The sequence below is a fragment of the Paraburkholderia sp. UCT31 genome, from assembly GCF_014397655.1.
GTDB lineage: Bacteria > Pseudomonadota > Gammaproteobacteria > Burkholderiales > Burkholderiaceae > Paraburkholderia > Paraburkholderia tuberum.
The window spans coordinates 35,248-58,089 of sequence record NZ_VZQP01000005.1; the positions used below are offsets into that span (position 1 = coordinate 35,248).

Consider the following 22,842-nt stretch of genomic DNA (forward strand, 5'->3'; position numbering starts at 1 on the left):
CCGAACGAAAACCTGTCGCTCACGTCATACTGCGACAGACCCGGCGTTCCTTTGCTTGACCCGCGTGGCGGTGCAACGACCGCAGACGCGCGTCGATGAATACGTCCTAGCGATCAATTTCGCCGAACACGATGTCCTGCGTGCCGATGATCGTCACGGCGTCGGCGATCATGTGGCCGCGCGCCATTTCGTCGAGCGCGGACAGGTGCGCATAGCCCGGGGCGCGGATCTTCAAACGATACGGCTTGTTGGCGCCATCCGAGATCAGATAGATGCCGAACTCGCCCTTCGGATGTTCGACTGCGGCATACGCCTCGCCTTCGGGCACATGGAAGCCTTCGGTGAACAGCTTGAAGTGGTGGATCAGATCTTCCATGTTCGACTTCATGCCGACGCGCGACGGCGGCGCAACCTTGTGATTGTCCGTCATCACCGGGCCCGGATTTTTGCGCAGCCACTCAATGCACTGTTTCGCGATACGCGTGGACTGGCGCATTTCTTCGACGCGCACCAGATAGCGGTCATAGCAGTCGCCATTCACGCCGACCGGAATGTCGAAGTCGAGCTTGTCATAAACCTCATACGGCTGCTTCTTGCGCAGATCCCACTCGATGCCCGAGCCACGCAGCATCGCGCCGGTCATGCCGAGCTGCAGCGCGCGCTCCGGGCTGACCACGCCGATACCAACCAGACGCTGCTTCCAGATCCGGTTGTCGGTGAGCAGCGTTTCGTATTCGTCGACACACTTCGGGAAGCGCGTAAAGAAGTCGTCGATGAAGTCGAGCAGCGAACCCTGACGGTTTTCGTTCATCTTCGACAACGCCTTCGCATTGCGAATCTTCGACGCCTTGTATTGCGGCATTGCGTCAGGCAGATCGCGATAGACGCCGCCCGGGCGATAGTAGGCCGCGTGCATGCGCGCGCCCGACACCGCCTCGTACACGTCCATCAGGTCTTCGCGCTCGCGGAACGCATACAGGAACACCGCCATCGCACCGACGTCGAGCGCGTGCGAGCCAATCCCCATCAGGTGATTCAACACGCGCGTGACTTCGTCGAACAGCACACGAATGTATTGCGCGCGCAGCGGCACGTCGATGCCGAGCAGCTTTTCAATGGCGAGCACGTAGCCGTGCTCGTTGGCCATCATCGACACGTAGTCGAGACGGTCCATGTACGGCACCGACTGGATGAACGTCTTGCTTTCGGCGAGCTTTTCAGTCGCGCGATGCAGCAGACCGATGTGCGGATCGGCGCGTTGGATCACCTCGCCGTCGAGTTCGAGCACGAGACGCAACACACCGTGCGCTGCCGGGTGCTGCGGACCAAAGTTGAGCGTGTAGTTCTTGATCTCTGCCATGACGTTCTCTTAGTGTTTCAGACCGCCATAGCGATCCTCGCGGATCACGCGCGGCGTGATTTCCCGCGGCTCGATGGTCACCGGCTGATAAACGACGCGCTTCTCTTCCGGGTCGTAACGCATCTCGACGTAGCCGGAGACCGGGAAATCCTTGCGGAACGGATGACCGATGAAACCGTAGTCGGTCAGAATGCGGCGCAGGTCCGGGTGACCTTCGAAGACGATGCCGTACAGGTCGAACGCTTCGCGCTCGTACCAGTTGACCGAATTCCAGATATCGACGACGGACGGCAGGATCGGCATGTCGTCGTCCGGCGCGAACACGCGCAGCCGCAGACGCCAGTTGTTTTGTACCGACAGCAGATGCAGCACTGCCGCAAAACGCGGGCCGTCGTAAGCGCCTTCGGCATAGGTCTGATAATCGACGCCGCACAGGTCGACACACTGCTCGAAACCGAGCGAGCGATCGTCGCGCAGACGCTTTGCCACGTTGAGGTAGTCGCCGGCCTTGACGACGATCGTCAATTCACCGACCGACTCGGTCACGCTCAACAGGAGGCCGCCAAAGGCCGCCTCGATGTTCGCTTTCAGGGTCTCGAGTTTGCTTGCCATATTGTGGGGAGGCGTTGGCCTTATTGACGGGCGATGGTGTTAGTGCGGCGAATCTTGGCTTGCAGCTGGATCACGCCGTATACCAGCGCTTCCGCCGTGGGCGGACAACCCGGCACGTACACGTCGACCGGGACGATCCGGTCGCAGCCGCGCACCACCGAGTACGAGTAGTGGTAATAGCCACCGCCGTTCGCGCATGAGCCCATCGAGATCACCCACCGCGGCTCCGCCATCTGGTCGTAGACCTTGCGCAGAGCGGGCGCCATCTTGTTGCACAGCGTGCCGGCGACGATCATCACGTCCGACTGACGCGGACTCGGACGAAACACCACGCCGAAACGGTCGAGATCATAACGGGCAGCGCCCGCATGCATCATCTCGACCGCGCAGCACGCAAGACCGAACGACATCGGCCACAGCGAGCCGGTGCGCGTCCAGTTGATCAGTTTGTCCGCCGTAGTGGTGACAAACCCTTCCTTCAAGACCCCTTCGATACTCATTTGCTTTCCACTCCAGACGGGGCGGCAAGCCTGGCCACCCACGCAAACCGGCGATTAATCCATCATTCCCAGTCGAGGCCGCCCTTCTTCCAGATGTAGGCAAAGCCAAGCAGGAACTCGAGCAGGAAAATCATCATTGCCGTGAACCCAGTCCAGCCGATGTCACGCAACGCCACGCCCCACGGGAACAGGAATGCGGTCTCAAGGTCGAAAATGATGAAGAGAATGGCGACGAGGTAGTAGCGCACGTCGAATTTCATGCGCGCATCTTCGAATGCTTCGAAGCCGCACTCGTACGGTGCGTTTTTCTCGGTGTCGGGCTTGTTGGGACCGAGGAGCTTGCCAATACTGACCAGTGCTACGCCTAAACCGGTGCCCACAATAAGGAACAGCAAAACGGGGAAATAGGCTGCGAGGTTCAAGACAATCCTCAATCGGTTGGTTCTGAGTGCCGTCAGGAGCATAGCACCCCTGACGCGAAATCACTTCCTCAACGCGCATGACGTAAGCCGTACAGCGATACGCCAGAAGTGAAAATGCCAGCCGAAGCGAAGCAAACGGCTGGCATTTAGATAACATTTGGTGCCGACGGCGAGACTCGAACTCGCACAGCTTTCGCCACTACCCCCTCAAGATAGCGTGTCTACCAATTTCACCACGTCGGCACTATATGCAATCCGGGAAAACAACTTGCAAAACCCGCGAATCGCTTCAAGACTTGAATTGTAACTTGCTTAAGCAGATTGTTCAACGCACAAGACCATGTCCGCCGAAAATTTATTTCGGCACGCCCGTCGCCGGAACCGACGCAGGCGAAGCCGGCGCTGCAGGCGATGCCGCCGCCGGGGCCGAGCCCGCAGGCGGCGCCGAAGCCGCGACCGGCGCGGTAGCTGCCGCGCCCAGCACGCCTGCCGACGGCTTCACGTGATACGCACCAAGGTAAGTGAGTGCCAGTGTCGTGGCAAAGAACAGCGCTGCGAGCACTGCCGTGGTACGCGACAGGAAGTTCGCCGAACCCGTCGCACCGAACAGGCTACCCGACGCGCCGCTGCCGAAAGCCGCGCCCATATCGGCACCTTTGCCGTGCTGCAGCAACACAAGTCCGATGACCCCGAACGCCGACAACAACTGAACGACGATAATCAATGTTTTCAAATACAGCATCACACTCACCTGAGTCTTTATTTAACCGCGCCGCACACTGTGTGTTGCGCGAAATGGAGTCATCCTCACCGAGACGCCCAGCTTAACCAGCCACGCTGGTCGCAGCGGCCGCCTTGCAGATCGCCAGGAAATCCCGATCTTTCAACGACGCGCCGCCGATCAGGCCGCCGTCGATATCGAGTTGACGGAACAGTTCTTCCGCGTTGTCCGGCTTAACGCTGCCGCCGTATAGCAACGGCACGTCCGCCGCACCCTTGGCCGCGAGACGTGCGCGCAGGAACCCATGCACGGCCTGCGCCTGTGCCGCCGATGCGCTCTTGCCGGTGCCAATTGCCCACACCGGCTCATACGCGACGACGAGGCGAGCCGCTTCCTGAGCCGACAGCTTCGCGAGCACCTCGTCGAGCTGACCGCCGACGACCTGCTCGGTGCAACCCGCTTCGCGTTCTTCGAGCGTTTCGCCGACGCACACGATCGGCGTCAAACCTGCCTCGAGCACACGCTGCGCTTTCACCGCGACCAGTTCGGCGCTTTCGCGGTGATACGCGCGGCGCTCCGAGTGCCCGACGATTGCAAACGTGGCGCCGAAGTCCGTCACCATCGGCGCAGCCACTTCGCCGGTATAGGCGCCATGCGTGAACGCGGACACGTCCTGCACGCCCCACACGACCGGGCTGCCTTCGAGCAGCGACTGAGTCTGCCCGAGATAGAGGCTCGGCACGCACACACCGACGCGCACGTCGGCCGGCAATTCACTGGCGCCCTGTGCCACTGCCTGCAGCAACGCGGCGTTCGCGGCGAGCCGCCCATGCATCTTCCAGTTACCGACTACCAGTTTGGCTCGTTGTTGATTCGACATCGTCTCGTATTGTCCTGTCTTGCCAGTCCGGCCTGCTGCCGGCGGACTTCGCTCGCGCCTCGCTGCAGTTTGTTCCTGCGCTCACGGCCCGCCCGTCGGATTGATCCGGCGCGCGCAAAACGCGCAATTTTACTGCGTGGGGTGGATCGGGTCAAACCGATGACGTCAAGCCTCCTGACCCCACGTCAACACGATCTTGCCGACGTGCGTGCCGCTTTCCATCAGTGCATGCGCGTCGGCAGCCTGGGCGGCCGGAAACACGCGATGCACGACCGGCTTGATGCGCCCAGCTTCGAGATGCGGCCACACGCGCTCCTTCAGTTGCGCGGCGATCTGCGCCTTGAACTCGATCGGCCGTGGTCGCAGTGTGGAACCGGTCACCGTCAGACGGCGGCGCAACACTTCGTTCAGGTTCAGCTCCGCCTTCGCGCCGCCGAGCAGCGCAATTAGTACGATACGGCCACCGTCGGCGAGAGCCGACAATTCGCGCGGCACGTAGCTGCCTGCCACCATGTCGAGGATCACGTCGACGCCGCGATCGTTGGTCAGCGACTTGATGACTTCGACGAAATCTTCAGTCCTGTAGTTGATCGCGCGTTCGGCGCCGAGCGCTTCGCACGCGCGGCACTTTTCGTCCGAGCCCGCGGTCGCGAACACACGGAAGCCGAGCGCGTGCGCAATCTGGATCGCCGTCACGCCGATGCCGCTCGCCCCCCCCTGCACGAGCAGCGTTTCATTCGCACCGCCCTCGCCCTGGCCGAGCTGCGCGCGATTGAAGACGTTGCTCCACACCGTGAAAAAAGTCTCGGGCAGCGAAGCCGCTTCGATATCCGACAACCCCGTCGGCACCGGCAGGCATTGCAGCAGCGGCGCGGCCGCAAATTCCGCGTAGCCGCCGCCCGCGAGCAGCGCGCACACGCGATCGCCGATCTTCAGACCGAACGGGTTGTTCTTCGCGTCGATCGTGCCGCCGACGATCTCGCCCGCCACCTCCAGCCCCGGCAGATCCGACGCTCCCGGCGGCGGCGCATAGCCGCCCTTGCGCTGAAACACGTCCGGACGATTGATGCCGGATGCCGCCACCTTGATCAGCACCTCGCCAGCCTTGAGCTGCGGCGTCGGACGCTCCGCCAGCTTGAGGACTTCCGGCGCACCGAATTCAGTGATTTCGATCGCTTTCATCTGCGTCAACTCCAAGATTGGATTGCGTTACCTACCCGTTGCTGCCGTCTGCCATAGCGCCGCGCTGCGATTCGAATGCGCAACGCAATCCATCCTGCATGAAAAACGGCCGGCGCGCATGACACGGCCGGCCGTTTGTCCGCTACCGCCTTACTGCGGCGTCGGCTCGCCTTGCGGCGCGTCGTTCAGCAATGCCTTCGCCGACAGACGCACACGACCCTTCTCGTCCGTCTGGATGACCTTCACCTTCACCTGCTGGCCATCCTTCAGATAGTCGTTGATGTCCTTGATACGCTCGTTCGCGATCTCGGAGATATGCAGCAGACCATCCTTACCCGGCAGGATGTTCACGATCGCGCCGAAGTCGAGCAGCTTGAGCACGGTGCCTTCGTACACCTGGCCCACTTCGACTTCCATCGTGATCGCTTCGATACGACGCTTCGCTTCGGCCATGCCTTCGCTGTTCGTGCTCGCGATCGTGACGACGCCGTCATCCGAAATGTCGATCGTCGTGCCGGTTTCTTCGGTGAGCGCGCGGATCACCGAGCCGCCCTTGCCGATCACGTCGCGAATCTTTTCCGGGTTGATCTTGATCGTGATCATACGCGGTGCGAACTCCGATAGTTGGGTGTTCGCGCCGGCCACGGCCGAGGTCATCTTGCCGAGGATGTGCATGCGGCCTTCCTTCGCCTGCGCGAGCGCGACCTGCATGATTTCCTTCGTGATGCCCTGAATCTTGATGTCCATCTGCAGCGCGGTCACGCCTTGTTCCGTACCCGCGACCTTGAAGTCCATGTCGCCGAGGTGATCTTCGTCGCCGAGAATGTCGGTCAGCACCGCGAAGCGATTACCTTCGAGGATCAGGCCCATCGCGATACCGGCGACGTGCGCCTTCATCGGCACGCCGGCGTCCATCAGCGCGAGGCAGCCGCCGCACACCGAAGCCATCGACGACGAACCGTTCGACTCGGTGATTTCCGACACGACGCGGATCGAGTAGCCGAACTCGTCGGCGCTCGGCAGGCACGCGACGAGCGCGCGCTTGGCGAGACGGCCGTGACCGATTTCACGGCGCTTCGGCGAACCGACGCGGCCCGTTTCGCCCGTCGCGAACGGAGGCATGTTGTAGTGGAGCATGAAGCGTTCGCGGTACTCGCCTTCGAGCGCGTCGATGTTTTGCTCGTCGCCCTTCGTGCCGAGCGTCGCGACCACCATCGCCTGCGTCTCGCCGCGCGTGAACAGCGCCGAGCCGTGGGTACGCGGCAGCACGCCGGTGCGGATTTCGATCGGGCGCACGGTGCGCGTGTCGCGGCCGTCGATACGCGGCTCGCCGTTCAGGATCTGCGTACGGACGATCTTCGCTTCGATGTCGAACAGCACGTTGCCGACCGACGCCTTGTCGGCCGCCACCGTGCCCGCTGCCGCCGCTTCTTCCTCGAGCTTCGCCGAGGTCGCCGCGTAGACTTCCTTTAGCTTGGTCGAGCGAGCCTGCTTGTCGCGGATCTGGTAAGCGGCGAGCAGATCGGCCTGCGCGAGTTCGGTCACGCGTGCGATCAGCGCTTCGTTCTTTGCGGCGGGCTGCCAGTCCCACTCGGGCTTGCCGCCTTCGCGGACGAGTTCGTGGATCGCGTCGACCGCGGTCTGCATCTGCTCGTGACCGAACACGACGGCGCCGAGCATCACTTCTTCGCTCAATTGCTGCGCTTCCGATTCGACCATCAGCACCGCGCGTTCCGTGCCGGCGACGACGAGGTCGAGTGCCGATTCCTTCATCTGCGGACGCGTCGGGTTCAGCACGTATTCGTTGTTGATGTAGGCCACGCGCGCCGCGCCGACCGGGCCGTTGAACGGCAGACCGGACACCGCGAGCGCCGCCGAGGCGCCGATCAGCGCAGGGATGTCGGCGGGGATTTCCGGATTCAGCGACAGCACGTGAATCACGACCTGCACTTCGTTGTAGAAGCCTTCCGGGAAGAGCGGACGCAGCGGACGGTCGATCAGGCGTGAGATCAGCGTCTCGCCTTCCGACGGACGGCCTTCGCGACGGAAGAAGCCACCCGGGATCTTGCCGGCGGCGTAAGTCTTTTCGATGTAATCGACGGTGAGGGGGAAGAAGTCCTGGCCCGGCTTCGCGGTCTTCGCGCCGACCACGGTGGCGAGCACCACGGTATCTTCGACGTCGACGATCACCGCGCCGCCCGCCTGGCGAGCGATTTCACCGGTTTCGAGGCGAACGTTGTGCTGCCCCCACTTAAACTCTTTGACGATCTTATTGAACATAGTCATTGCTTTTCCTCATCGTAATGCCGCGCGGACCGGAGCGGCGCGGCAACGCCAGGCCGGCGCCGCATGGGAAGAGTCGTGCTATGCCATTCCAGAGAGTCACGTGCTGCGACTGCGCGCGAACCGCTGGAATGACACAAAACTCCGCCCTGAAGCCCGGCCTTGTTTCCTGTTACTGCTTCTTCTACTGCTGTTCTGCTACTGCTACTGCGCTTGCCCATAGACGCCGCGCGAACCGGCCTACGCCGCGGATCACAGGCGGTGCGCGTTACACGAAGCGCGCCGCGCAAAAACAAAATGCCTGTATCAGCGAAACTGACACAGGCATCTTGCTGAACGACTGGCCGATTACTTACGCAGACCCAGCTTCTCGATCAGGCTGCGGTAACGATCCGCGTCCTTACCCTTCAGGTAGTCGAGCAACTTGCGACGGCGGCTCACCATGCGCAGCAGACCGCGGCGGCTGTGGTGATCCTTCGTGTGCTCCTTGAAGTGGGAGGTCAGTTCGTTGATACGGGTCGTGAGCAGCGCGACCTGAACTTCGGGGGAGCCGGTGTCGTTGGCTGCGCGTGCGAATTGCGCGACGACTTCGGACTTCTTGCTTGCTTCAACTGCGGACATGTCAATTTCCTTGATAACTGGACAGGCGGTCACGGAAGAAAGGCCGTGCCGTGGGATACCCGTTTCACAATTTACTGAGTCCCGTTCGTGGCTGAATTAACTGAATCAGAACCCAGCCCAACAACGGGACGCGTATTGTAGCACAGCCGATTCCGGCCGCGAACCCCGGGCCAGCAAGGCGGATTGAGTGTCGCTCGCGGGCGCTCAGGGGCGCCGCATCCGGCAGACCGTCGGCAATAGTGTGCGCTCGGCTGGTAGCGCCAGCACCGTGCGGAAGCCATAGCCCGATCCTTCGTTATCGAAATGCACGCCGGGTGTGCCGGCTTTGTCCATCTGCATCACGTAGAGGGGCTGGATCAGCTGATGGTCATCGGCGCGCATCCACGATGCGTGAATACCGTTGTCGAAGCGAATGCCCTCGAGCGCTTTCGCGACCGCCGTCGGAGCGGCGCTGCCGGCGCGGCTCATCGCGGCGGCGAGCGTTTCGATCATCAGTGGCATGCGCAGCACCGGATAGTCGTCCTGGGCGGCCGGAAAGCGCGCGCGGAACGCCGCGTACCACGCGTCGGAGGCCGCGCCACCGACATTCGGATGCCACTCGGCCACCGCGATCACGTGACCCACGCCTGCGTCGCCAAGCGCGGCCGGCGCGCCGAGGCTGTTGCCGTAGAACGTGTAGAACTTCGTGTCGAGGCCCTGCTCGCGCGCCGCCTTCACGAGCAGCGTCAGGTCGTTGCCCCAGTTGCCGGTGATCACGGCGTCCGCGCCGCTCGCGCGGATCTTCGCGATGTACGGCGCGAAATCCTTCACGCGGCCGATCGGGTGAAATTCGTCGCCGACCACCGCGATGTCGGGACGCTTCGCCGCGAGCGTCGAACGCGCGAGGCTGCTCACGTCGTGTCCGAAGCTGTAATCCTGGTTCAGCAGGTACACCTTTTTCACCGCCTTGTCGCGCTCGATCACCTCGGCGAGCGCGGCCATCCGCATGCCGGCGTGCGCGTCGAAGCGGAAGTGCCAGAAGCTGCAGTCCGCGTTGGTGAGCGCGGGGTCGTCGGCGGAGTAGTTGAGGAACAGTTCGCGGTTGTCCGGCTCGCGGCTGTTCTGCTTCTCGATCGCGCCGATCAGCGCCGCGGCGACCGCCGAGCTATTGCCCTGCAGGATGTAGCCGATATGGCGATCCGCGGCCGCGCGCAATTGCGTCAGCGCTTCCTCCGTGCTGCCCTTGCTGTCGAGCACGACGAGTTCGAACGGATGCGCGCCGTCCGCGAGCTCCACGCCGCCGTGCGCGTTGACCTGCTCGACACCGAAACGCAGATTGCGCTCGACCGCCGCGCCCGCGTTCGCGAACGGGCCGGACATGCCTTCGATCAGCGCGAGCTGGATTGGCGTGCCGGCGAGTTTGCCGGCCGGCAGGCTGGCGGACTTGCTTGCGTGATTACCGGCCGGGCTTGCCGCCAGCGTGGCCGCGCGGCTCCCCGGCTTGCCGGTGGGCGGAACGGTCCCCTGCGCGGACGCCTGACTCGCGCCCGTCGAGGCCGGATTCGCCGCCTCAGCCACGCCAACTCCCGCCACCGCCATCGAAATCGCCGTCAGCGCAACCGCCGCCGCCCCTCGCCACATCGCCGTCATGGTCGTCCGCTCTGAATCTTCGAAGCGCGGATCATAGGATGACGCGCACGGAATAGGCAAGCCGGCGCATCCGTTACCGTCTGGTGGCGACGCACGTTCAAGCAACGCCGTTCTTTCGCCACAGCGCGTGTCAAAATAGTGCGTTTCGATGATAAGAACCGCTATTCAAACGCCATCGGAGGAATACATGCCGAACCGCCACCGCCCCACGGCGGCTGCTATCACAGCCCCGGCCGGCGCCAGTCTGCGCCGCGCCGCGCTCGTTTGCCTGAGCGTGCTCTCGCTCGCCGGCTGCGCCCAGCCGTGGCAGCAGTATCAACAGGGAGCGGACGCATCGACGGTCATCGCGCGTCTCGGTCCGCCGCGCGAAACCTATGATCTGCCCGACGGCGGCAAGCGTCTGATGTGGCCGACCCAACCGATGGGCGAAACCACCACCGCCGCCGACATCAACGCAGCCGGCAAGATCATCAACGTGCGCCAGGTGCTGCAGCCCAACGAGTTCTACCGCGCCGAGATCGGCAAATGGACACGCAGCGACGTGCTGGTGAACTTCGGCCGCCCGGTCGAAACGTCGTACTTCCCGCTGATGAGGCGCGAAGTCTGGACCTATCGCTATCTCGAAGACAACGTCTGGTACATGATGTACAACTTCTACTTCGATGACCAGGGCATCTTGCGCCTCACGCAGAAGACCCCCGACCCGCTGCACGACCCCGACCGCCGCAACCTGTTCTGAGCACTGAGCACCCTCTTCGGAAGAAGCACCAAATCTCAAAAAAGCCGCCTTCGATAGGCGGCTTTTTTATTGTTTAAGCATAAAACAGAATTTTATCCTGTTTACGCCAACAATTTTGCGAAAGAAAGGTTATTGTAAACGCCGTTCGGGCACCGGCTCGCAATCACGTGCAGACGCGGTTTCGGTCCGGTGCCAGGTCAATTGCCTCTCATACGGAGTTGCTACGATGAACCGACCCAAACACCTACTGGTCGCCAACGTCGCGTGGGCCCATGAAACCGCGACGCGTAATCCGGCATTTTTTCGCGACCTGATGCGCGGACAGAATCCACACATTCTTTGGATCGGCTGCGCGGACAGCCGCGTGCCCGCCGAAACGATCACGCATTGCGAGCCCGGCGATCTTTTCGTCCATCGCAACATCGCCAACCTGTTTCATCCCGGCGACGACAACGTCGCGAGCGTCCTTGAATACGCGGTGCGGGTGCTCAAGGTCGGCCATGTGATCGTCTGCGGCCACTATGGCTGCGGCGGCGTGCGCGCCGCGCTGCTGCCGCCGGACCCCGCGCTGCCCCATGTGAACCGCCGTATCGCGCCGCTCTGCGCACTCGCCAAAACGCATCACTCGGAGCTGGACGGCGCGGCGACCGAGCCGGATCGCGTCAATCGCCTCGCCGAGCTGAACGTGCTCGAACAGGTGCGGCAGCTACGGGCGAGCCCGATCGTGCACGAGGCTGAGCCGGCGCCGCTCGTGCACGGCTGGATCTTTGCGCTCGACGACGGGCGCATCAAGGTTCTCACCTCCGGCTATACCGCCGACGACGCGATGACCTGCACGACCGCGGCGCACAGCGCGGCCTAGCGAAGCGCGTCGCCCGTCCCATTCGAACCGCGGACGGAGCCGACAGCGGAATCGTCATCGGGCCATACCTGTTCGTCGCCCATCGTCCCACCTCTCGCTCTTCGACACCATGGATAATCAAACCTCTTTCTCCGCGCTCCAGAGCGACGTGCTCGCCGGAACGGCCGTTTTTCTGGTGGCCCTGCCGCTTTGCCTCGGCATTGCTCACGCATCGGGCGTCGACCCGTTTGCCGGACTGGTGTCCGGCATCATTGGCGGGCTCGTGGTTGCCGCGCTGAGCGGCTCGCGTCTGAGCGTGAGCGGCCCGGCCGCGGGCCTCGTCGTGATCGTCGTCGACGGCATCGCACGGCTTGGCGGCTTTTCCGCGTTCCTGCTGGCCGTACTGCTGTCGGGCGTCATCCAGTTCGGCTTCGGCATGCTCAAGGCCGGCCGGTACGCCGCCTACGTGCCGTCGCCGGTGATCAAAGGGATGCTCGCGGCCATCGGCGTGCTGTTGATCCTCAAGCAGCTCCCCGTTGCGCTGGGGCTGTCCGGCACCGCCGACTCCGTCCAGTCGGCGGCGGCGGTCGCAACGCCGCTCGGCCCGATCTCACTGACCGCCGTGCTGATCACACTGCTGTCGCTCGCGATCCTCGCCGGCTGGGAAACGCGCGCGCTGCGCCGCTTCGCTGTCGTGCGCATCATGCCCGCGCCGCTCGCGGTGGTGCTGCTCGGCATCGGCGCGACGCTCGCCCTCAATCTCGTCGCGCCATCGTTGGCACCGCCCGCCGAAGGGCGGGTCGCGTTGCCGTCGCTGGAATCGTTCGCGGCACTGCAGGCCGTGCTCGCGTCGGCCGACTTCGGCCCACGGTTCGCCCAGCTCATCAATCCCGACATATGGCGCGTTGCGATCACGATCGCCATCCTCGCAAGTCTCGAAACGCTACTGAGCCTCGAAGCGGTCGAACAGATCGATCCGGAGCGCCGCCGCGCGCCTCCCGATCGCGAGCTGAAGGCGCAGGGCGTGGGCAATCTGATCGCGGGTGCGATCGGCGGCCTGCCGATCACCGCGGTGATCGTGCGTAGCTCCGCGAACGTCCATGCCGGCGCAAAAAGCCGACTCTCGGCGATCGTTCACGGCGTGTTGCTTCTCGTCAGCGTGTTCGCGCTCACGAGCGTGATCAACCTGATCCCGCTCGCCTGCCTTGCCGCAATCCTGATCTTCACCGGGTTCAAACTCGCCAAGCCGTCGTTGTTCGCCGGGCTCGCGCGGCAGGGATTCGTGCCGTTCGCACCATTTATCGTCACAGTCGTCGGTGTGCTCGTCACCGATCTGCTGATCGGTATCGTGCTCGGCATCCTGTGCAGCATGCTGTTTGCGCTGTACGCAAACCTGCGCGGCCCGATCGTGCTCGCGCAGCATGGCGATCACTACCTGCTGTCGTTTCGCAAGGACGTGTCGTTTCTCGGTAAGGTGCCGCTCAAGCACTATCTGCAGCAGATTCCGGATGGCGCCACCGTTATCGTCGATGCGACACGCGCCGATTTCGTCGATCACGACGTGCGCGAACTGCTGGACGCGTTCGTCGCCGATGCGCCTCGCCGTGGGATTACCGTCGACGTCAGATTTCAAGTCCGCGAGCAGGCCCGCGCAACGCGCGGCTGGTCGCTGCGGCGCACGACGGCGGAGTAGTTTCGTCATATCGCACCGCCGCAGCTGCGCGATGACGGCAGAAAAAAGCCCCGTGTGCCGAGCACCACGGGGCTTCTCCTCCGATCCACACAAGCGATCGCGCGCTACCGGCGCGCCATGCTCGCGTTACTCCGAGCGCTGCGGATTCACCTTGTCCGCATTCGAATACAGCTTGTTGAGCGCCGAAAAATATGCCTTCGCGGATGCCGCGACGATATCCGGATCAGTGCCCGTGCCGTTGACGATGCGCCCGCTCTTCGACAACCGCACGGTCACTTCGCCCTGCGCCTGCGTGCCGGTCGTGATCGCGTTGACCGAGTACAGCAGCAGTTCGGAGCCGCTGCCCACTTCCGTTTCGATCGCGTTGAGGGTGGCGTCGACCGGTCCGTTGCCGCGCGCTTCGCCGGTGATCTCTTTACCCTCTACCGAGAACACGACCTTCGCGTGCGGCTGCTCGCCGGTTTCGGAATGCTGCGACATCGACAGAAACTTGTAGTGCTCCTTCTCGTGCGCTTCCGCCGATTCCTCGTTGACGATGGCGATGATGTCTTCGTCGAAGATCTCCGCCTTGCGATCGGCGAGTTCCTTGAAGCGCGCGAACGCGGTGTTCAGTTCGGCTTCGCTGTCGAGCGCGATACCGAGCTCCTGCAGACGCTGTTTGAACGCATTGCGGCCCGACAGCTTGCCGAGCACGATCTTGTTCGCGGCCCAACCCACGTCTTCCGCGCGCATGATTTCGTAGGTATCGCGCGCCTTCAGCACGCCATCCTGATGGATGCCCGACGCGTGCGCGAAAGCGTTCGCGCCGACCACGGCCTTGTTCGGCTGCACGACGAAGCCAGTGATCTGCGACACGAGCTTCGAGGCCGGCACGATCTGAGTCGTGTCGAGGCCGACGTCGAGTCCGAAGTAATCCTTGCGGGTCTTCACCGCCATTACGATTTCTTCGAGCGACGTATTGCCCGCGCGCTCGCCGAGCCCGTTGATCGTGCATTCGACCTGGCGCGCGCCGCCAATCTGCACGCCGGCGAGCGAATTCGCGACCGCCATGCCGAGGTCATTGTGGCAATGCACGGAAAACACCGCCTTGTGCGAGTTGGGAATGCGCTCGCGCAGCGTCTTCACGAGTTGGCCATAGAGTTCCGGCACGCCGTAGCCGACGGTGTCCGCGATGTTGATCGTGGTCGCGCCTTCGGCGATCACCGCTTCCAGCACACGGCACAGGAAGTCCAAATCCGAGCGGCTGCCGTCTTCCGGCGAGAATTCGACGTCGTCGGTGAACTTGCGCGCGAAACGCACCGCAAGCCTGGCCTGCTCGAATACCTGCTCGGGCGTCATCCGCAGCTTCTTCTCCATGTGCAGTGGCGACGTTGCGATGAACGTGTGGATGCGGAAATGATCGGCCGGCTTCAGTGCGTCGGCGGCCTTCTGTATGTCCTTGTCGTTCGCGCGCGCAAGCGAGCAGATCGTGCTGTCCTTCACGAGGCCGGCGATCGTATGGATCGCGTCGAAGTCGCCGTTCGAGCTGGCCGCGAAGCCCGCTTCGATCACGTCGACTTTCATCCGTTCGAGTTGCCTGGCGATGCGGATCTTCTCTTCCTTCGTCATCGACGCGCCGGGCGATTGCTCGCCGTCACGCAGCGTGGTGTCGAAAATGATCAGTTTGTCGGACATGTCGGGCCTCCTCGGGAGTCGTTCAGATGTGGGACTTGGTTTTGGAATGGGACGATGAGCGCCGCCGCTGGCAAGGTAGGGCGATCACGATGATCGCGGCCGGTGCGGACGGAACGCAAAAACGCATAAAGGCGTGAACGAAGCATGATGGCGCGGCGCAGCGAACGGCCTCGCCGACCCGGCAAAATCGGCCACGCCCACGCACTGATCCGACGACTATAGCGGCATTCCAGCCACCGCGCAATGCGCGCCGGGGCGGCCTGCGGCGCTGTCCGAAGCGACCGCGTAACGGCACCAACCAACGAAAAACGGCAGCCTGCAGGCTGCCGTTTTTCGTACGTCGCTGCGATGCAGCGCGGTTCAAATCCTCAACGGTCGTGCGACATCGAACGCGCCGGATTGGCCCGGCCGCGCACCGCCTGATACGCCCAGAACACGTAGCCGGACAGACCGTACAGCACGAACAGACCGAACAGCATCAACGGCGGATCGGACGACACGAGCACGAAGGCGACCACCACCAGCAGGATCACGCCGAACGGCACGCGATGCCGTACGTCGAGCGCCTTGCCGCTATAGAACGGCGCGTTCGACACCATCGTCACGCCCGCGTAGATGGTCAGCACGAAGGCGACCCACGGGAGCCAGACGAGCTTCAGCGGCACGCGGTTGTCGGTGGCGAGCCACACGAAACCGGCGATCAGTGCCGCCGCGGCCGGGCTCGGCATGCCCTGGAAGAAACGCTTGTCGACCACGCCGATATTCGTGTTGAAACGCGCGAGCCGTAGCGCCGCGCCGGAACAATAGACGAACGCCGCGAGCCAGCCCCACCGGCCGAGGTCCTTCAGGATCCACTCGTACATCACGAGCGCGGGAGCAACACCGAACGACACCATGTCCGACAGGCTGTCGAACTGCTCGCCGAACGCGCTTTGCGTATGCGTCATGCGCGCGACGCGACCGTCCATGCCATCGAGCACCATCGCGACGAAGATCGCGATCGCCGCGATCTCGAAGCGCACGTTCATCGCCTGCACGACGGCGAAGAAGCCGCAGAACAGCGCGGCCGTGGTGAATGCGTTCGGCAGCAGGTAGATGCCGCGTTTTCTGAGGAACTGCTGACGCTGCGCGCGCCGGCTGTCGGCGACCGGCGACTCCGTGACCACCGGCGGCTTGTTGCGACGAAACGGCCGCGGCAGCGGTCCACTGCTGCGGGGTCGACGCGGTTTGAATGCGGCCATTCGGACAACCTCCTGTATGCCGCTTTACAGCTCGGCGAGGATCGTGGACGACGCCGACACCTTCTCGCCGATCGACACGCGCGGACGGCTGCCCACCGGCAAATACACGTCGACGCGCGAACCGAAGCGGATGAATCCGTAACGCTGGCCGCGGGTCAGCGGCTCGCCTGCACGGACGTAGCAAAGAATCCGCCGCGCGATCAGCCCGGCAATCTGCACCGACGTGACCGTCTGGCCGCCGGCCATTTCGATCACGACCGCGTTGCGCTCGTTTTCGAGCGAGGCTTTATCGACCGCCGCGTTCAGATAGGCGCCAGGAAAGTATTCGACTTTCGAGATCGCACCGTCGACGGGCGAGCGCTGCGAGTGCACGTTGAACACGTTCATGAACACGCTGATCTTCAGCGCTTCGCGATTCGCATAAGGATCATGCGCGGTTTCTACCGCGACGATACGACCGTCGGCAGGACACAGCACCGCGTTGGCCTGCGTCGGAATCGGACGCGCCGGGTCGCGGAAAAACTGCACGATGAAGATCAGGATCAGCCAGAAGAGCCACGCAAAGCCGAACCCCCCGAAGGCGTGAACCAGTAATGCAACGACGGCCGCGATGGCGATGAACGGCCAGCCTTCTCGCGCGATGATCGGATGAGGGTAATTCATGGATGGCTTCTGTGTTTTTGTAAAACCGTAGGATAGCAAAAGCCGCCCAGGGTTCAGCACCCTTGGACGGCTTTTTGACTGTTCCGGCCGCCGCGCCGAAGCACCGCGCCGGACCTCGTTATATCGAGACGCTTAGTTCTTCGACTGGTCGACGAGCTTGTTCTTCGCGATCCACGGCATCATCGCGCGCAGCTTCGAGCCAACCTGCTCGATCTGGTGCTCGGCGGTCAGACGGCGACGCGATTGCAGCGTCGGTGCGCCAGCCTTGTTCTCGATGATGAAGCTCTTCGCGTATTCGCCGGTCTGGATGTCGGTCAGCACGGCCTTCATCGCCTTCTTCGTTTCAGCGGTCACGATGCGCGGCCCCGTCACGTACTCGCCGTACTCGGCGTTGTTCGAGATCGAGTAGTTCATGTTCGCGATGCCGCCTTCGTAGATCAGGTCGACGATCAGCTTCAGTTCGTGCAGGCACTCGAAGTACGCCATTTCCGGCGCGTAACCCGCTTCGACCAGCGTTTCGAAGCCGGCCTTGATCAGGTCGACGGTACCGCCGCACAGCACAGCCTGCTCGCCGAACAGGTCGGTTTCGGTTTCTTCGCGGAAGTTCGTTTCGATGATGCCGGCCCGGCCGCCGCCGTTAGCCGCTGCGTACGACAGCGCGATGTCGCGCGCCGCGCCCGACTTGTCCTGCGCAACCGCGATCAGGTGCGGCACGCCGCCACCTTGGGAGTAGGTGCCGCGAACCGTGTGGCCCGGCGCCTTCGGCGCGATCATGATGACGTCGAGGTCGGCACGCGGGATCACCTGGCCGTAGTGAACGTTGAAGCCGTGCGCGAACGCGAGGGCTGCGCCCTGCTTGATGTTCGCGTGGACTTCCTTCGCGTACACGTCGGCGATCTGCTCGTCCGGCAGCAGCATCATGACGACGTCCGCGCCCTTCACCGCTTCCGCGACTTCCTTGACTTGCAGGCCGGCGTTTTCAGCCTTGCTCCACGATGCGCCGCCCTTGCGCAGACCGACCGTGATGTTCACGCCGCTTTCCTTCAGGTTCAGCGCGTGCGCATGGCCTTGCGAGCCATAGCCGATGATGGTGACCTGCTTGCCCTTGATGAGGGAGAGATCGGCGTCCTTGTCGTAGAAAACTTTCATGTCGGTTCCTTGGCTAGATTCGATGATTCAGAGAAATTCAGGTACTGCGAATGTTGTTATTGCCAGCCGCGCGATACCGCGTTGCCCGGCCTTGCGAAACGCGACGTCAGACCTTCAGAATGCGCTCGCCGCGACCGATGCCCGAGCTGCCCGTGCGGACCGTCTCGAGAATCGCCGTGGAATCGAGCCCCTCGATGAAGGCGTCGAGCTTGTCGCTCGCCCCCGTCAATTCGATCGTGTAGGTCTTTTCGGTGACGTCGATGATGCGGCCGCGGAAAATGTCCGCCATCCGCTTCATCTCCTCACGTTCCTTGCCGACCGCCCTCACCTTGATCAGCATCAGCTCGCGTTCGATGTGGGCGCCCTCGGTAAGGTCGACCACTTTCACCACCTCGATCAGGCGGTTCAGATGCTTCGTGATCTGTTCGATCACGTCGTCCGAGCCAACGGAGACGATGGTCATGCGCGACAGCGAACGGTCTTCGGTCGGAGCCACCGTCAAGGTTTCAATGTTGTAGCCGCGTGCGGAGAACAGACCCACCACGCGCGACAGCGCGCCTGGTTCGTTTTCCAGCAGGACGGAAATGATGTGTCTCATGTTTCGCTTCTTCCAGATGATGTGTCGATGTCTGCGAGCGGAGCGGCGCCGCCTCGTCTGCCCTCGCCTTTTTTGAAGGCGCGCATCACGAAGCCGGCGCTGGAGTTATCCAGACGCCCCGTCGTTAAAGATCTTCCGAACCCATGAGCATCTCGGTGATGCCCTTGCCGGCCTGAACCATCGGCCAGACGTTTTCGGTCGGATCGGTCTGGAAGTCGAGAAACACCGTGCGATCCTTCAGGCGCAGCGCTTCCTTCAGCGCCGGTTCCACATCGGCCGTGCGCTCGATGCGCATGCCCACGTGTCCGTACGCTTCGGCGAGCTTCACGAAGTCCGGCAGCGCATCCATGTACGAATGCGAATAGCGTTTGCTGTATTCGATCTGCTGCCACTGGCGCACCATGCCCAGATAGCGGTTATTCAGCGAAATAATCTTGATCGGCAGGTCGTACTGCTTGCAGGTCGACAGCTCCTGGATGCACATCTGGATCGAGCCTTCGCCCGTGATGCACAGCACGTCGTCGTCCGGATGGGCCATCTTCACGCCCATCGCGGCCGGTAAGCCGAAGCCCATCGTGCCGAGGCCACCGGAATTGATCCAGCGACGCGGCTTGTTGAACTTGTAGAACTGCGCGGCCCACATCTGGTGCTGGCCCACGTCGGAGCACACGAACGCGTTGCCGTCGGTCAGCTCCCACGCCTTTTCGACCACGTACTGCGGCTTGATGATGTCGCTCTTGCGGTCGAACTTCAGGCAATCTTTCGCGCGCCAGCCTTCGATGTCCTTCCACCAGTCGGCGAGCGCCGCGGCGTCGGGGCCATGCTCGGCCGTCTGCAACTGCTCGATCAGTTCCTTCAGCACTTCCTTCACGTCGCCGACGATCGGAATGTCGACCTTGACGCGCTTGGAAATGGAAGAGGGATCGATGTCGATATGGATGATCTTGCGCGGCCGCGACGCGAAGTGGCTCGGATCGCCGATCACGCGGTCGTCGAAGCGCGCGCCGATCGCGATCAGCACGTCGCAGTGCTGCATCGCCATATTGGCTTCGTACGTGCCGTGCATGCCGAGCATGCCGAGGAATTTCTTGTCGCTCGAGCGGTAGCCGCCCAGACCCATTAGCGTATTGGTGACCGGATAGCCGAGCAGATCGGCGAACTGGTTCAATTCACGCGACGCATCCGCGAGCACGATGCCGCCGCCGGTGTAGATATACGGACGCTTCGCCGACAGCAGCAGCGACACCGCCTTGCGGATCTGACCGGAGTGGCCCTTCGTGACCGGGTTGTATGAGCGCAGCGAAACGCTCTTGATCGGCTCGTATTGGCACGGCGTCTTCGACACGTCCTTCGGAATGTCGATCAGCACTGGGCCGGGACGGCCGGTACGGGCGATGTAGAAAGCTTTCTTGACGGTGGCGGCGAGATCGCGCACGTCCTTCACGAGGAAGTTGTGCTTCACGCAGGGACGCGTGATGCCGACCGTGTCGCATTCCTGGAATGCATCCTGACCGATCGCGGCAGTCGGCACCTGGCCGCTGATCACGACCAACGGGATCGAATCCATATAGGCGGTCGCGATGCCGGTCACCGCGTTGGTGACGCCGGGGCCGGAGGTCACGAGACACACGCCGACCTTGCCGGTGGAGCGCGCGTAGGCGTCCGCGGCATGCACGGCGGCCTGCTCGTGGCGCACGAGCACATGCTGGAACTTGTCCTGCTTGTACAGCTCGTCGTAAATGTAGAGTACCGAGCCGCCGGGATAGCCCCAGATGAACTCGACGTCTTCGTCGGCCAGTGCCTTCATGAGCACGGTGGCGCCGATAGAGTCTGCTTCGTGATGGGGGGTCGTATCCGACGTGGAGAATTCCGCGCTGGGCATATTCATTGATTCACCTTTCGAATTTTCGGCAAAAAATTGATCGGGTGCTCTCTGCCGGGCTCGTGACTCGGGTTCAAGCGGCGCGTCCAGTTGGCAGGCGGGCTTCTTGGGCCACACCTCAATTGAGACAACTCACTTATGTTGCGAACCAGCGACGATAGCTTCTGGCGCGCTCGCGGTCAAGAAAATATTGCCATTGGCTCGTGCGTAGGAGCGCGCGATCGGACGGAATGTCGACCGTCATGCAAATGCAAGCTTGAGCAGGTTTCACCCCTATCGGAGCAAAAGTTTGTTAGCATCCGCGAGTTTTACGACATTTTTCGACCGATTACGCGCACGCTTGCTGCGCCGACCCCAACCGGATGGCATCAGACAAGGAACTCGCCAATTTTCTGGCGGGCGTCGAAAGGCGCGCATTCAAGCAGACGGTCTACGCCGTGCGGGACGACGATGCGTCCCTCGACATCGTGCAAGACGCGATGATCAAGCTCGCCGAGAAATACGGCGACCGTCCGGCGGCCGAGCTGCCGCTGCTGTTTCAGCGTATTCTGCAGAATGCGACGCACGACTATTTCCGCCGTGCCAAAGTACGCAACACCTGGGTTAGTCTATTCTCGTCGCTCGGCAATGCCGACGATGACGAGTTCGATCCGCTGGAAACCTTCGAGGCCGAGGCGGGTTCGGCTGGCGCCGAGAGCAACGAACAGAAGCTCGAACGAGAGCAGGTCCTGCAGTCGATCGACAACGAGATCCAGAAATTACCGGCACGTCAACGGGAGGCGTTTCTCATGCGTTATTGGGAAGATATGGATGTCGCCGAGACTGCCGCCGCAATGGGCTGCTCCGAAGGCAGCGTGAAAACGCACTGCTCCCGGGCCACTCACACGCTGGCGCAAGCGCTCAAGGCGAAAGGAATCACGCTATGAGCTCCCTTGAAAACACAGAACTCGAGTTTGCGCGTCAACTGCGCCGCGCGCTTGACGAAAACACCGCCAGCCTCCCTCCCGCCACCGTCGACCGGCTCGCTGCCGCGCGTCGTGCCGCGTTGGCGCGCAAAAAGCCCGAAGCCGTCAGCGCGCCGGTGTTCGTGCCTGCGTTCGCCGCCATGCCGGCCGGGATGGCGGGGCTACCGCAGGGAGGCTTCGAGCCGCGCCGCCGCTGGCCGCTGCGCCGCTTCGCGCTCGCGTGGCCGCTGGCCGCGCTGGTCGTGAGCCTGATCGGCATCGCGTACTGGGAAGATCACCAGCGGACCGCCGAACTTGCCGATATCGATGCCGCCATGCTAAGCGACGACCTACCGCTCAATGCCTATCTCGACCACGGCTTCAACGCGTATCTTTCACGCGCCCACTGAGCGGGAGATTCCTCGGGTGAGTTACAAGCGCGGCCTGGCCGTTGTTTTCGGATGCACGATCGCGGCCCTGGTGTCGTTTGTCGCGACCTATCCGCGCTTTCACCCGAGCCCATCGTCGGCGGGCAATCCGTCGCCCGGCGTCAACGTCGCCGCGCCCGCCCCCGCACTTTCCGTCGAATTGCCCGGCCTGCCGGGCAGCAATAGCCCCCTCGCGTGGTCACGCCTGAGCGCCGCCGACCACGCCGCGCTGGCCCCATTCGCATCGCAATGGGATTCGTTTAGCGACGAACGCAAGCGAAAGTGGATCAAGATTGCGTCGCGATACGCAAAGATGTCGCCGGATGCGCAAAAGCGTCTGCATGAGCGCATGAGTGAATGGGTGCGCATGACGCCCGATCAGCGCCGCGTCGCGCGCGAAAACTACCAGGTTTCGAAGGAGTTGCCGCGCGAGGCGCGCCAGAACGCGTGGAAAGCGTACCAACAGCTGCCCGAAGAAACGAAGGAGCGGCTCGCCGCGAGCGAACGCAAGCGTCGCCCCAGCGTCGTCAGCGCGCCGCCATCGGCTCGCAACGAGATCAAGGGCATCGACCGGTTCGTGAATGCGCGCGAGCACGGCGCCAGTGCTGCCGCGGCGGCGAGCGCCGCGCCGGCTGCCTCCGCGCCGGCCGCGGCCTCGCTGCCGGCAACGCCTGCGATTCCGGCGGCGGGCAGCTTCGTACCGGCGACGCCGGTGCCCGTGTCGCCTGCCGAAGCGCCGGCAATCTTCCACGGTTCCTGATTCCGACCCCGAACCCATTA

22 protein-coding genes and 1 tRNA gene are annotated in these 22,842 nt (G+C 63.0%); 6 read left to right on the forward strand and 17 right to left on the reverse strand.

Going from position 1 to position 22,842, the window contains the following annotated elements; translation table 11 throughout:
- Positions 1 to 106 precede the first annotated feature (106 nt).
- The 11 genes from F6X40_RS04855 to F6X40_RS04905 all read right to left on the reverse strand — a co-directional run bounded on the left by F6X40_RS04855 (position 107) and on the right by F6X40_RS04905 (position 10,210).
- Positions 107 to 1,360, reverse strand: coding sequence for an NADH-quinone oxidoreductase subunit D (locus F6X40_RS04855; protein WP_187627005.1), 1,254 nt, complete (start codon positions 1,358 to 1,360; stop codon positions 107 to 109).
- Between the two features lie 9 nt (positions 1,361 to 1,369).
- The gene (locus tag F6X40_RS04860) at positions 1,370 to 1,972 is read right to left on the reverse strand and encodes an NADH-quinone oxidoreductase subunit C (RefSeq protein ID WP_187627006.1); all 603 of its coding nucleotides are present in this window, start codon (positions 1,970 to 1,972) and stop codon (positions 1,370 to 1,372) included.
- Between the two features lie 20 nt (positions 1,973 to 1,992).
- Entirely contained in the window at positions 1,993 to 2,472 is a 480-nt protein-coding gene (locus tag F6X40_RS04865) for a NuoB/complex I 20 kDa subunit family protein (RefSeq protein ID WP_187627007.1), read from the reverse strand.
- 62 nt (positions 2,473 to 2,534) lie between these two features.
- Positions 2,535 to 2,894 carry an NADH-quinone oxidoreductase subunit A gene (locus tag F6X40_RS04870; RefSeq protein ID WP_184059326.1) on the reverse strand — a complete coding sequence of 120 codons (360 nt, stop codon included), beginning with the start codon at positions 2,892 to 2,894 and terminating at the stop codon, positions 2,535 to 2,537.
- A gap of 158 nt (positions 2,895 to 3,052) precedes the next feature.
- Positions 3,053 to 3,137, reverse strand: a tRNA-Leu gene (locus F6X40_RS04875).
- 112 nt (positions 3,138 to 3,249) lie between these two features.
- The gene (secG, locus tag F6X40_RS04880) at positions 3,250 to 3,636 is read right to left on the reverse strand and encodes a preprotein translocase subunit SecG (RefSeq protein WP_187627008.1); all 387 of its coding nucleotides are present in this window, start codon (positions 3,634 to 3,636) and stop codon (positions 3,250 to 3,252) included.
- Between the two features lie 82 nt (positions 3,637 to 3,718).
- Complete coding sequence (tpiA, locus tag F6X40_RS04885; protein ID WP_184072118.1) at positions 3,719 to 4,495, reverse strand: triose-phosphate isomerase; 777 nt, start codon at positions 4,493 to 4,495, stop codon at positions 3,719 to 3,721.
- A gap of 165 nt (positions 4,496 to 4,660) precedes the next feature.
- A complete protein-coding gene (locus F6X40_RS04890; RefSeq protein ID WP_187627009.1) occupies positions 4,661 to 5,677 on the reverse strand; it encodes an NAD(P)H-quinone oxidoreductase in 1,017 nt (338 codons plus the stop codon).
- A gap of 150 nt (positions 5,678 to 5,827) precedes the next feature.
- A complete protein-coding gene (gene pnp / locus F6X40_RS04895; RefSeq protein ID WP_187627010.1) occupies positions 5,828 to 7,963 on the reverse strand; it encodes a polyribonucleotide nucleotidyltransferase in 2,136 nt (711 codons plus the stop codon).
- A 345-nt stretch (positions 7,964 to 8,308) separates the two neighbouring features.
- Positions 8,309 to 8,581, reverse strand: a complete 273-nt coding sequence (gene rpsO, locus F6X40_RS04900; RefSeq protein ID WP_008920609.1) for a 30S ribosomal protein S15 — start codon at positions 8,579 to 8,581, stop codon at positions 8,309 to 8,311.
- Positions 8,582 to 8,785: 204 nt separating this feature from the next.
- Complete coding sequence (locus tag F6X40_RS04905; protein ID WP_187627011.1) at positions 8,786 to 10,210, reverse strand: branched-chain amino acid ABC transporter substrate-binding protein; 1,425 nt, start codon at positions 10,208 to 10,210, stop codon at positions 8,786 to 8,788.
- Between the two features lie 187 nt (positions 10,211 to 10,397).
- On the opposite strand from F6X40_RS04905, the gene F6X40_RS04910 reads away from it, so the two are divergent.
- The 3 genes from F6X40_RS04910 (at position 10,398) to F6X40_RS04920 (ending at position 13,483) form a co-directional block, all read left to right on the forward strand.
- Positions 10,398 to 10,949 carry a hypothetical protein gene (locus tag F6X40_RS04910; RefSeq protein ID WP_187627012.1) on the forward strand — a complete coding sequence of 184 codons (552 nt, stop codon included), beginning with the start codon at positions 10,398 to 10,400 and terminating at the stop codon, positions 10,947 to 10,949.
- A 226-nt stretch (positions 10,950 to 11,175) separates the two neighbouring features.
- Positions 11,176 to 11,811 carry a carbonic anhydrase gene (locus F6X40_RS04915; RefSeq protein ID WP_018420005.1) on the forward strand — a complete coding sequence of 212 codons (636 nt, stop codon included), beginning with the start codon at positions 11,176 to 11,178 and terminating at the stop codon, positions 11,809 to 11,811.
- 109 nt (positions 11,812 to 11,920) lie between these two features.
- On the forward strand, positions 11,921 to 13,483 hold the full coding sequence (locus tag F6X40_RS04920; RefSeq protein ID WP_187627013.1) for a SulP family inorganic anion transporter: 1,563 nt from the start codon (positions 11,921 to 11,923) through the stop codon (positions 13,481 to 13,483).
- 126 nt (positions 13,484 to 13,609) lie between these two features.
- Here the strand turns inward: F6X40_RS04920 and F6X40_RS04925 are convergent, their stop codons facing one another.
- The 6 genes from F6X40_RS04925 to F6X40_RS04950 all read right to left on the reverse strand — a co-directional run bounded on the left by F6X40_RS04925 (position 13,610) and on the right by F6X40_RS04950 (position 20,696).
- Positions 13,610 to 15,157, reverse strand: coding sequence for a 2-isopropylmalate synthase (locus tag F6X40_RS04925; RefSeq protein ID WP_018420003.1), 1,548 nt, complete (start codon positions 15,155 to 15,157; stop codon positions 13,610 to 13,612).
- A gap of 368 nt (positions 15,158 to 15,525) precedes the next feature.
- Positions 15,526 to 16,398, reverse strand: coding sequence for a CDP-diacylglycerol--serine O-phosphatidyltransferase (gene pssA / locus F6X40_RS04930; protein WP_018420002.1), 873 nt, complete (start codon positions 16,396 to 16,398; stop codon positions 15,526 to 15,528).
- A 24-nt stretch (positions 16,399 to 16,422) separates the two neighbouring features.
- Complete coding sequence (locus F6X40_RS04935; protein WP_184059342.1) at positions 16,423 to 17,061, reverse strand: phosphatidylserine decarboxylase; 639 nt, start codon at positions 17,059 to 17,061, stop codon at positions 16,423 to 16,425.
- A 132-nt stretch (positions 17,062 to 17,193) separates the two neighbouring features.
- Positions 17,194 to 18,210, reverse strand: a complete 1,017-nt coding sequence (gene ilvC, locus F6X40_RS04940; protein ID WP_008920617.1) for a ketol-acid reductoisomerase — start codon at positions 18,208 to 18,210, stop codon at positions 17,194 to 17,196.
- Between the two features lie 106 nt (positions 18,211 to 18,316).
- Positions 18,317 to 18,808: an acetolactate synthase small subunit gene (gene ilvN, locus F6X40_RS04945; RefSeq protein WP_018420000.1), complete on the reverse strand. Its 492-nt coding sequence runs from the start codon at positions 18,806 to 18,808 to the stop codon at positions 18,317 to 18,319.
- A gap of 124 nt (positions 18,809 to 18,932) precedes the next feature.
- The gene (locus F6X40_RS04950; RefSeq protein ID WP_184028488.1) at positions 18,933 to 20,696 is read right to left on the reverse strand and encodes an acetolactate synthase 3 catalytic subunit; all 1,764 of its coding nucleotides are present in this window, start codon (positions 20,694 to 20,696) and stop codon (positions 18,933 to 18,935) included.
- Between the two features lie 356 nt (positions 20,697 to 21,052).
- Between F6X40_RS04950 and F6X40_RS04955 the strand changes: the two genes are divergently transcribed.
- Genes F6X40_RS04955 through F6X40_RS04965 form a run of 3 tightly spaced genes read left to right on the forward strand, consistent with a single transcriptional unit; the run spans position 21,053 to position 22,822 of the window.
- Positions 21,053 to 21,616: an RNA polymerase sigma factor gene (locus F6X40_RS04955; protein ID WP_184072111.1), complete on the forward strand. Its 564-nt coding sequence runs from the start codon at positions 21,053 to 21,055 to the stop codon at positions 21,614 to 21,616.
- The gene (locus F6X40_RS04960; RefSeq protein WP_187627014.1) at positions 21,613 to 22,044 is read left to right on the forward strand and encodes a DUF3619 family protein; all 432 of its coding nucleotides are present in this window, start codon (positions 21,613 to 21,615) and stop codon (positions 22,042 to 22,044) included. Before F6X40_RS04955 ends, F6X40_RS04960 begins: the two co-directional genes overlap by 4 nt.
- Positions 22,045 to 22,060: 16 nt before the next feature.
- A complete protein-coding gene (locus tag F6X40_RS04965) occupies positions 22,061 to 22,822 on the forward strand; it encodes a DUF3106 domain-containing protein (RefSeq protein WP_187627015.1) in 762 nt (253 codons plus the stop codon).
- Positions 22,823 to 22,842: the final 20 nt, after the last annotated feature.

Bases quoted from the DNA above. Each gene is read 5' to 3' on its own strand.
- F6X40_RS04860 (WP_187627006.1), bottom strand. From the start codon at position 1,972: ATGGCAAGCAAACTCGAGACCCTGAAAGCGAACATCGAGGCGGCCTTT.
- F6X40_RS04855 (WP_187627005.1), bottom strand. From the start codon at position 1,360: ATGGCAGAGATCAAGAACTACACGCTCAACTTTGGTCCGCAGCACCCG.
- F6X40_RS04935 (WP_184059342.1), bottom strand. From the start codon at position 17,061: ATGAATTACCCTCATCCGATCATCGCGCGAGAAGGCTGGCCGTTCATC.
- F6X40_RS04915 (WP_018420005.1), top strand. From the start codon at position 11,176: ATGAACCGACCCAAACACCTACTGGTCGCCAACGTCGCGTGGGCCCAT.
- rpsO (WP_008920609.1), bottom strand. From the start codon at position 8,581: ATGTCCGCAGTTGAAGCAAGCAAGAAGTCCGAAGTCGTCGCGCAATTC.
- ilvC (WP_008920617.1), bottom strand. From the start codon at position 18,210: ATGAAAGTTTTCTACGACAAGGACGCCGATCTCTCCCTCATCAAGGGC.
- F6X40_RS04865 (WP_187627007.1), bottom strand. From the start codon at position 2,472: ATGAGTATCGAAGGGGTCTTGAAGGAAGGGTTTGTCACCACTACGGCG.
- pssA (WP_018420002.1), bottom strand. From the start codon at position 16,398: ATGGCCGCATTCAAACCGCGTCGACCCCGCAGCAGTGGACCGCTGCCG.
- ilvN (WP_018420000.1), bottom strand. From the start codon at position 18,808: ATGAGACACATCATTTCCGTCCTGCTGGAAAACGAACCAGGCGCGCTG.
- pnp (WP_187627010.1), bottom strand. From the start codon at position 7,963: ATGACTATGTTCAATAAGATCGTCAAAGAGTTTAAGTGGGGGCAGCAC.
- F6X40_RS04910 (WP_187627012.1), top strand. From the start codon at position 10,398: ATGCCGAACCGCCACCGCCCCACGGCGGCTGCTATCACAGCCCCGGCC.
- F6X40_RS04950 (WP_184028488.1), bottom strand. From the start codon at position 20,696: ATGAATATGCCCAGCGCGGAATTCTCCACGTCGGATACGACCCCCCAT.
- secG (WP_187627008.1), bottom strand. From the start codon at position 3,636: ATGCTGTATTTGAAAACATTGATTATCGTCGTTCAGTTGTTGTCGGCG.
- F6X40_RS04955 (WP_184072111.1), top strand. From the start codon at position 21,053: ATGGCATCAGACAAGGAACTCGCCAATTTTCTGGCGGGCGTCGAAAGG.
- F6X40_RS04905 (WP_187627011.1), bottom strand. From the start codon at position 10,210: ATGACGGCGATGTGGCGAGGGGCGGCGGCGGTTGCGCTGACGGCGATT.
- F6X40_RS04890 (WP_187627009.1), bottom strand. From the start codon at position 5,677: ATGAAAGCGATCGAAATCACTGAATTCGGTGCGCCGGAAGTCCTCAAG.
- F6X40_RS04925 (WP_018420003.1), bottom strand. From the start codon at position 15,157: ATGTCCGACAAACTGATCATTTTCGACACCACGCTGCGTGACGGCGAG.
- tpiA (WP_184072118.1), bottom strand. From the start codon at position 4,495: ATGTCGAATCAACAACGAGCCAAACTGGTAGTCGGTAACTGGAAGATG.
- F6X40_RS04920 (WP_187627013.1), top strand. From the start codon at position 11,921: ATGGATAATCAAACCTCTTTCTCCGCGCTCCAGAGCGACGTGCTCGCC.
- F6X40_RS04960 (WP_187627014.1), top strand. From the start codon at position 21,613: ATGAGCTCCCTTGAAAACACAGAACTCGAGTTTGCGCGTCAACTGCGC.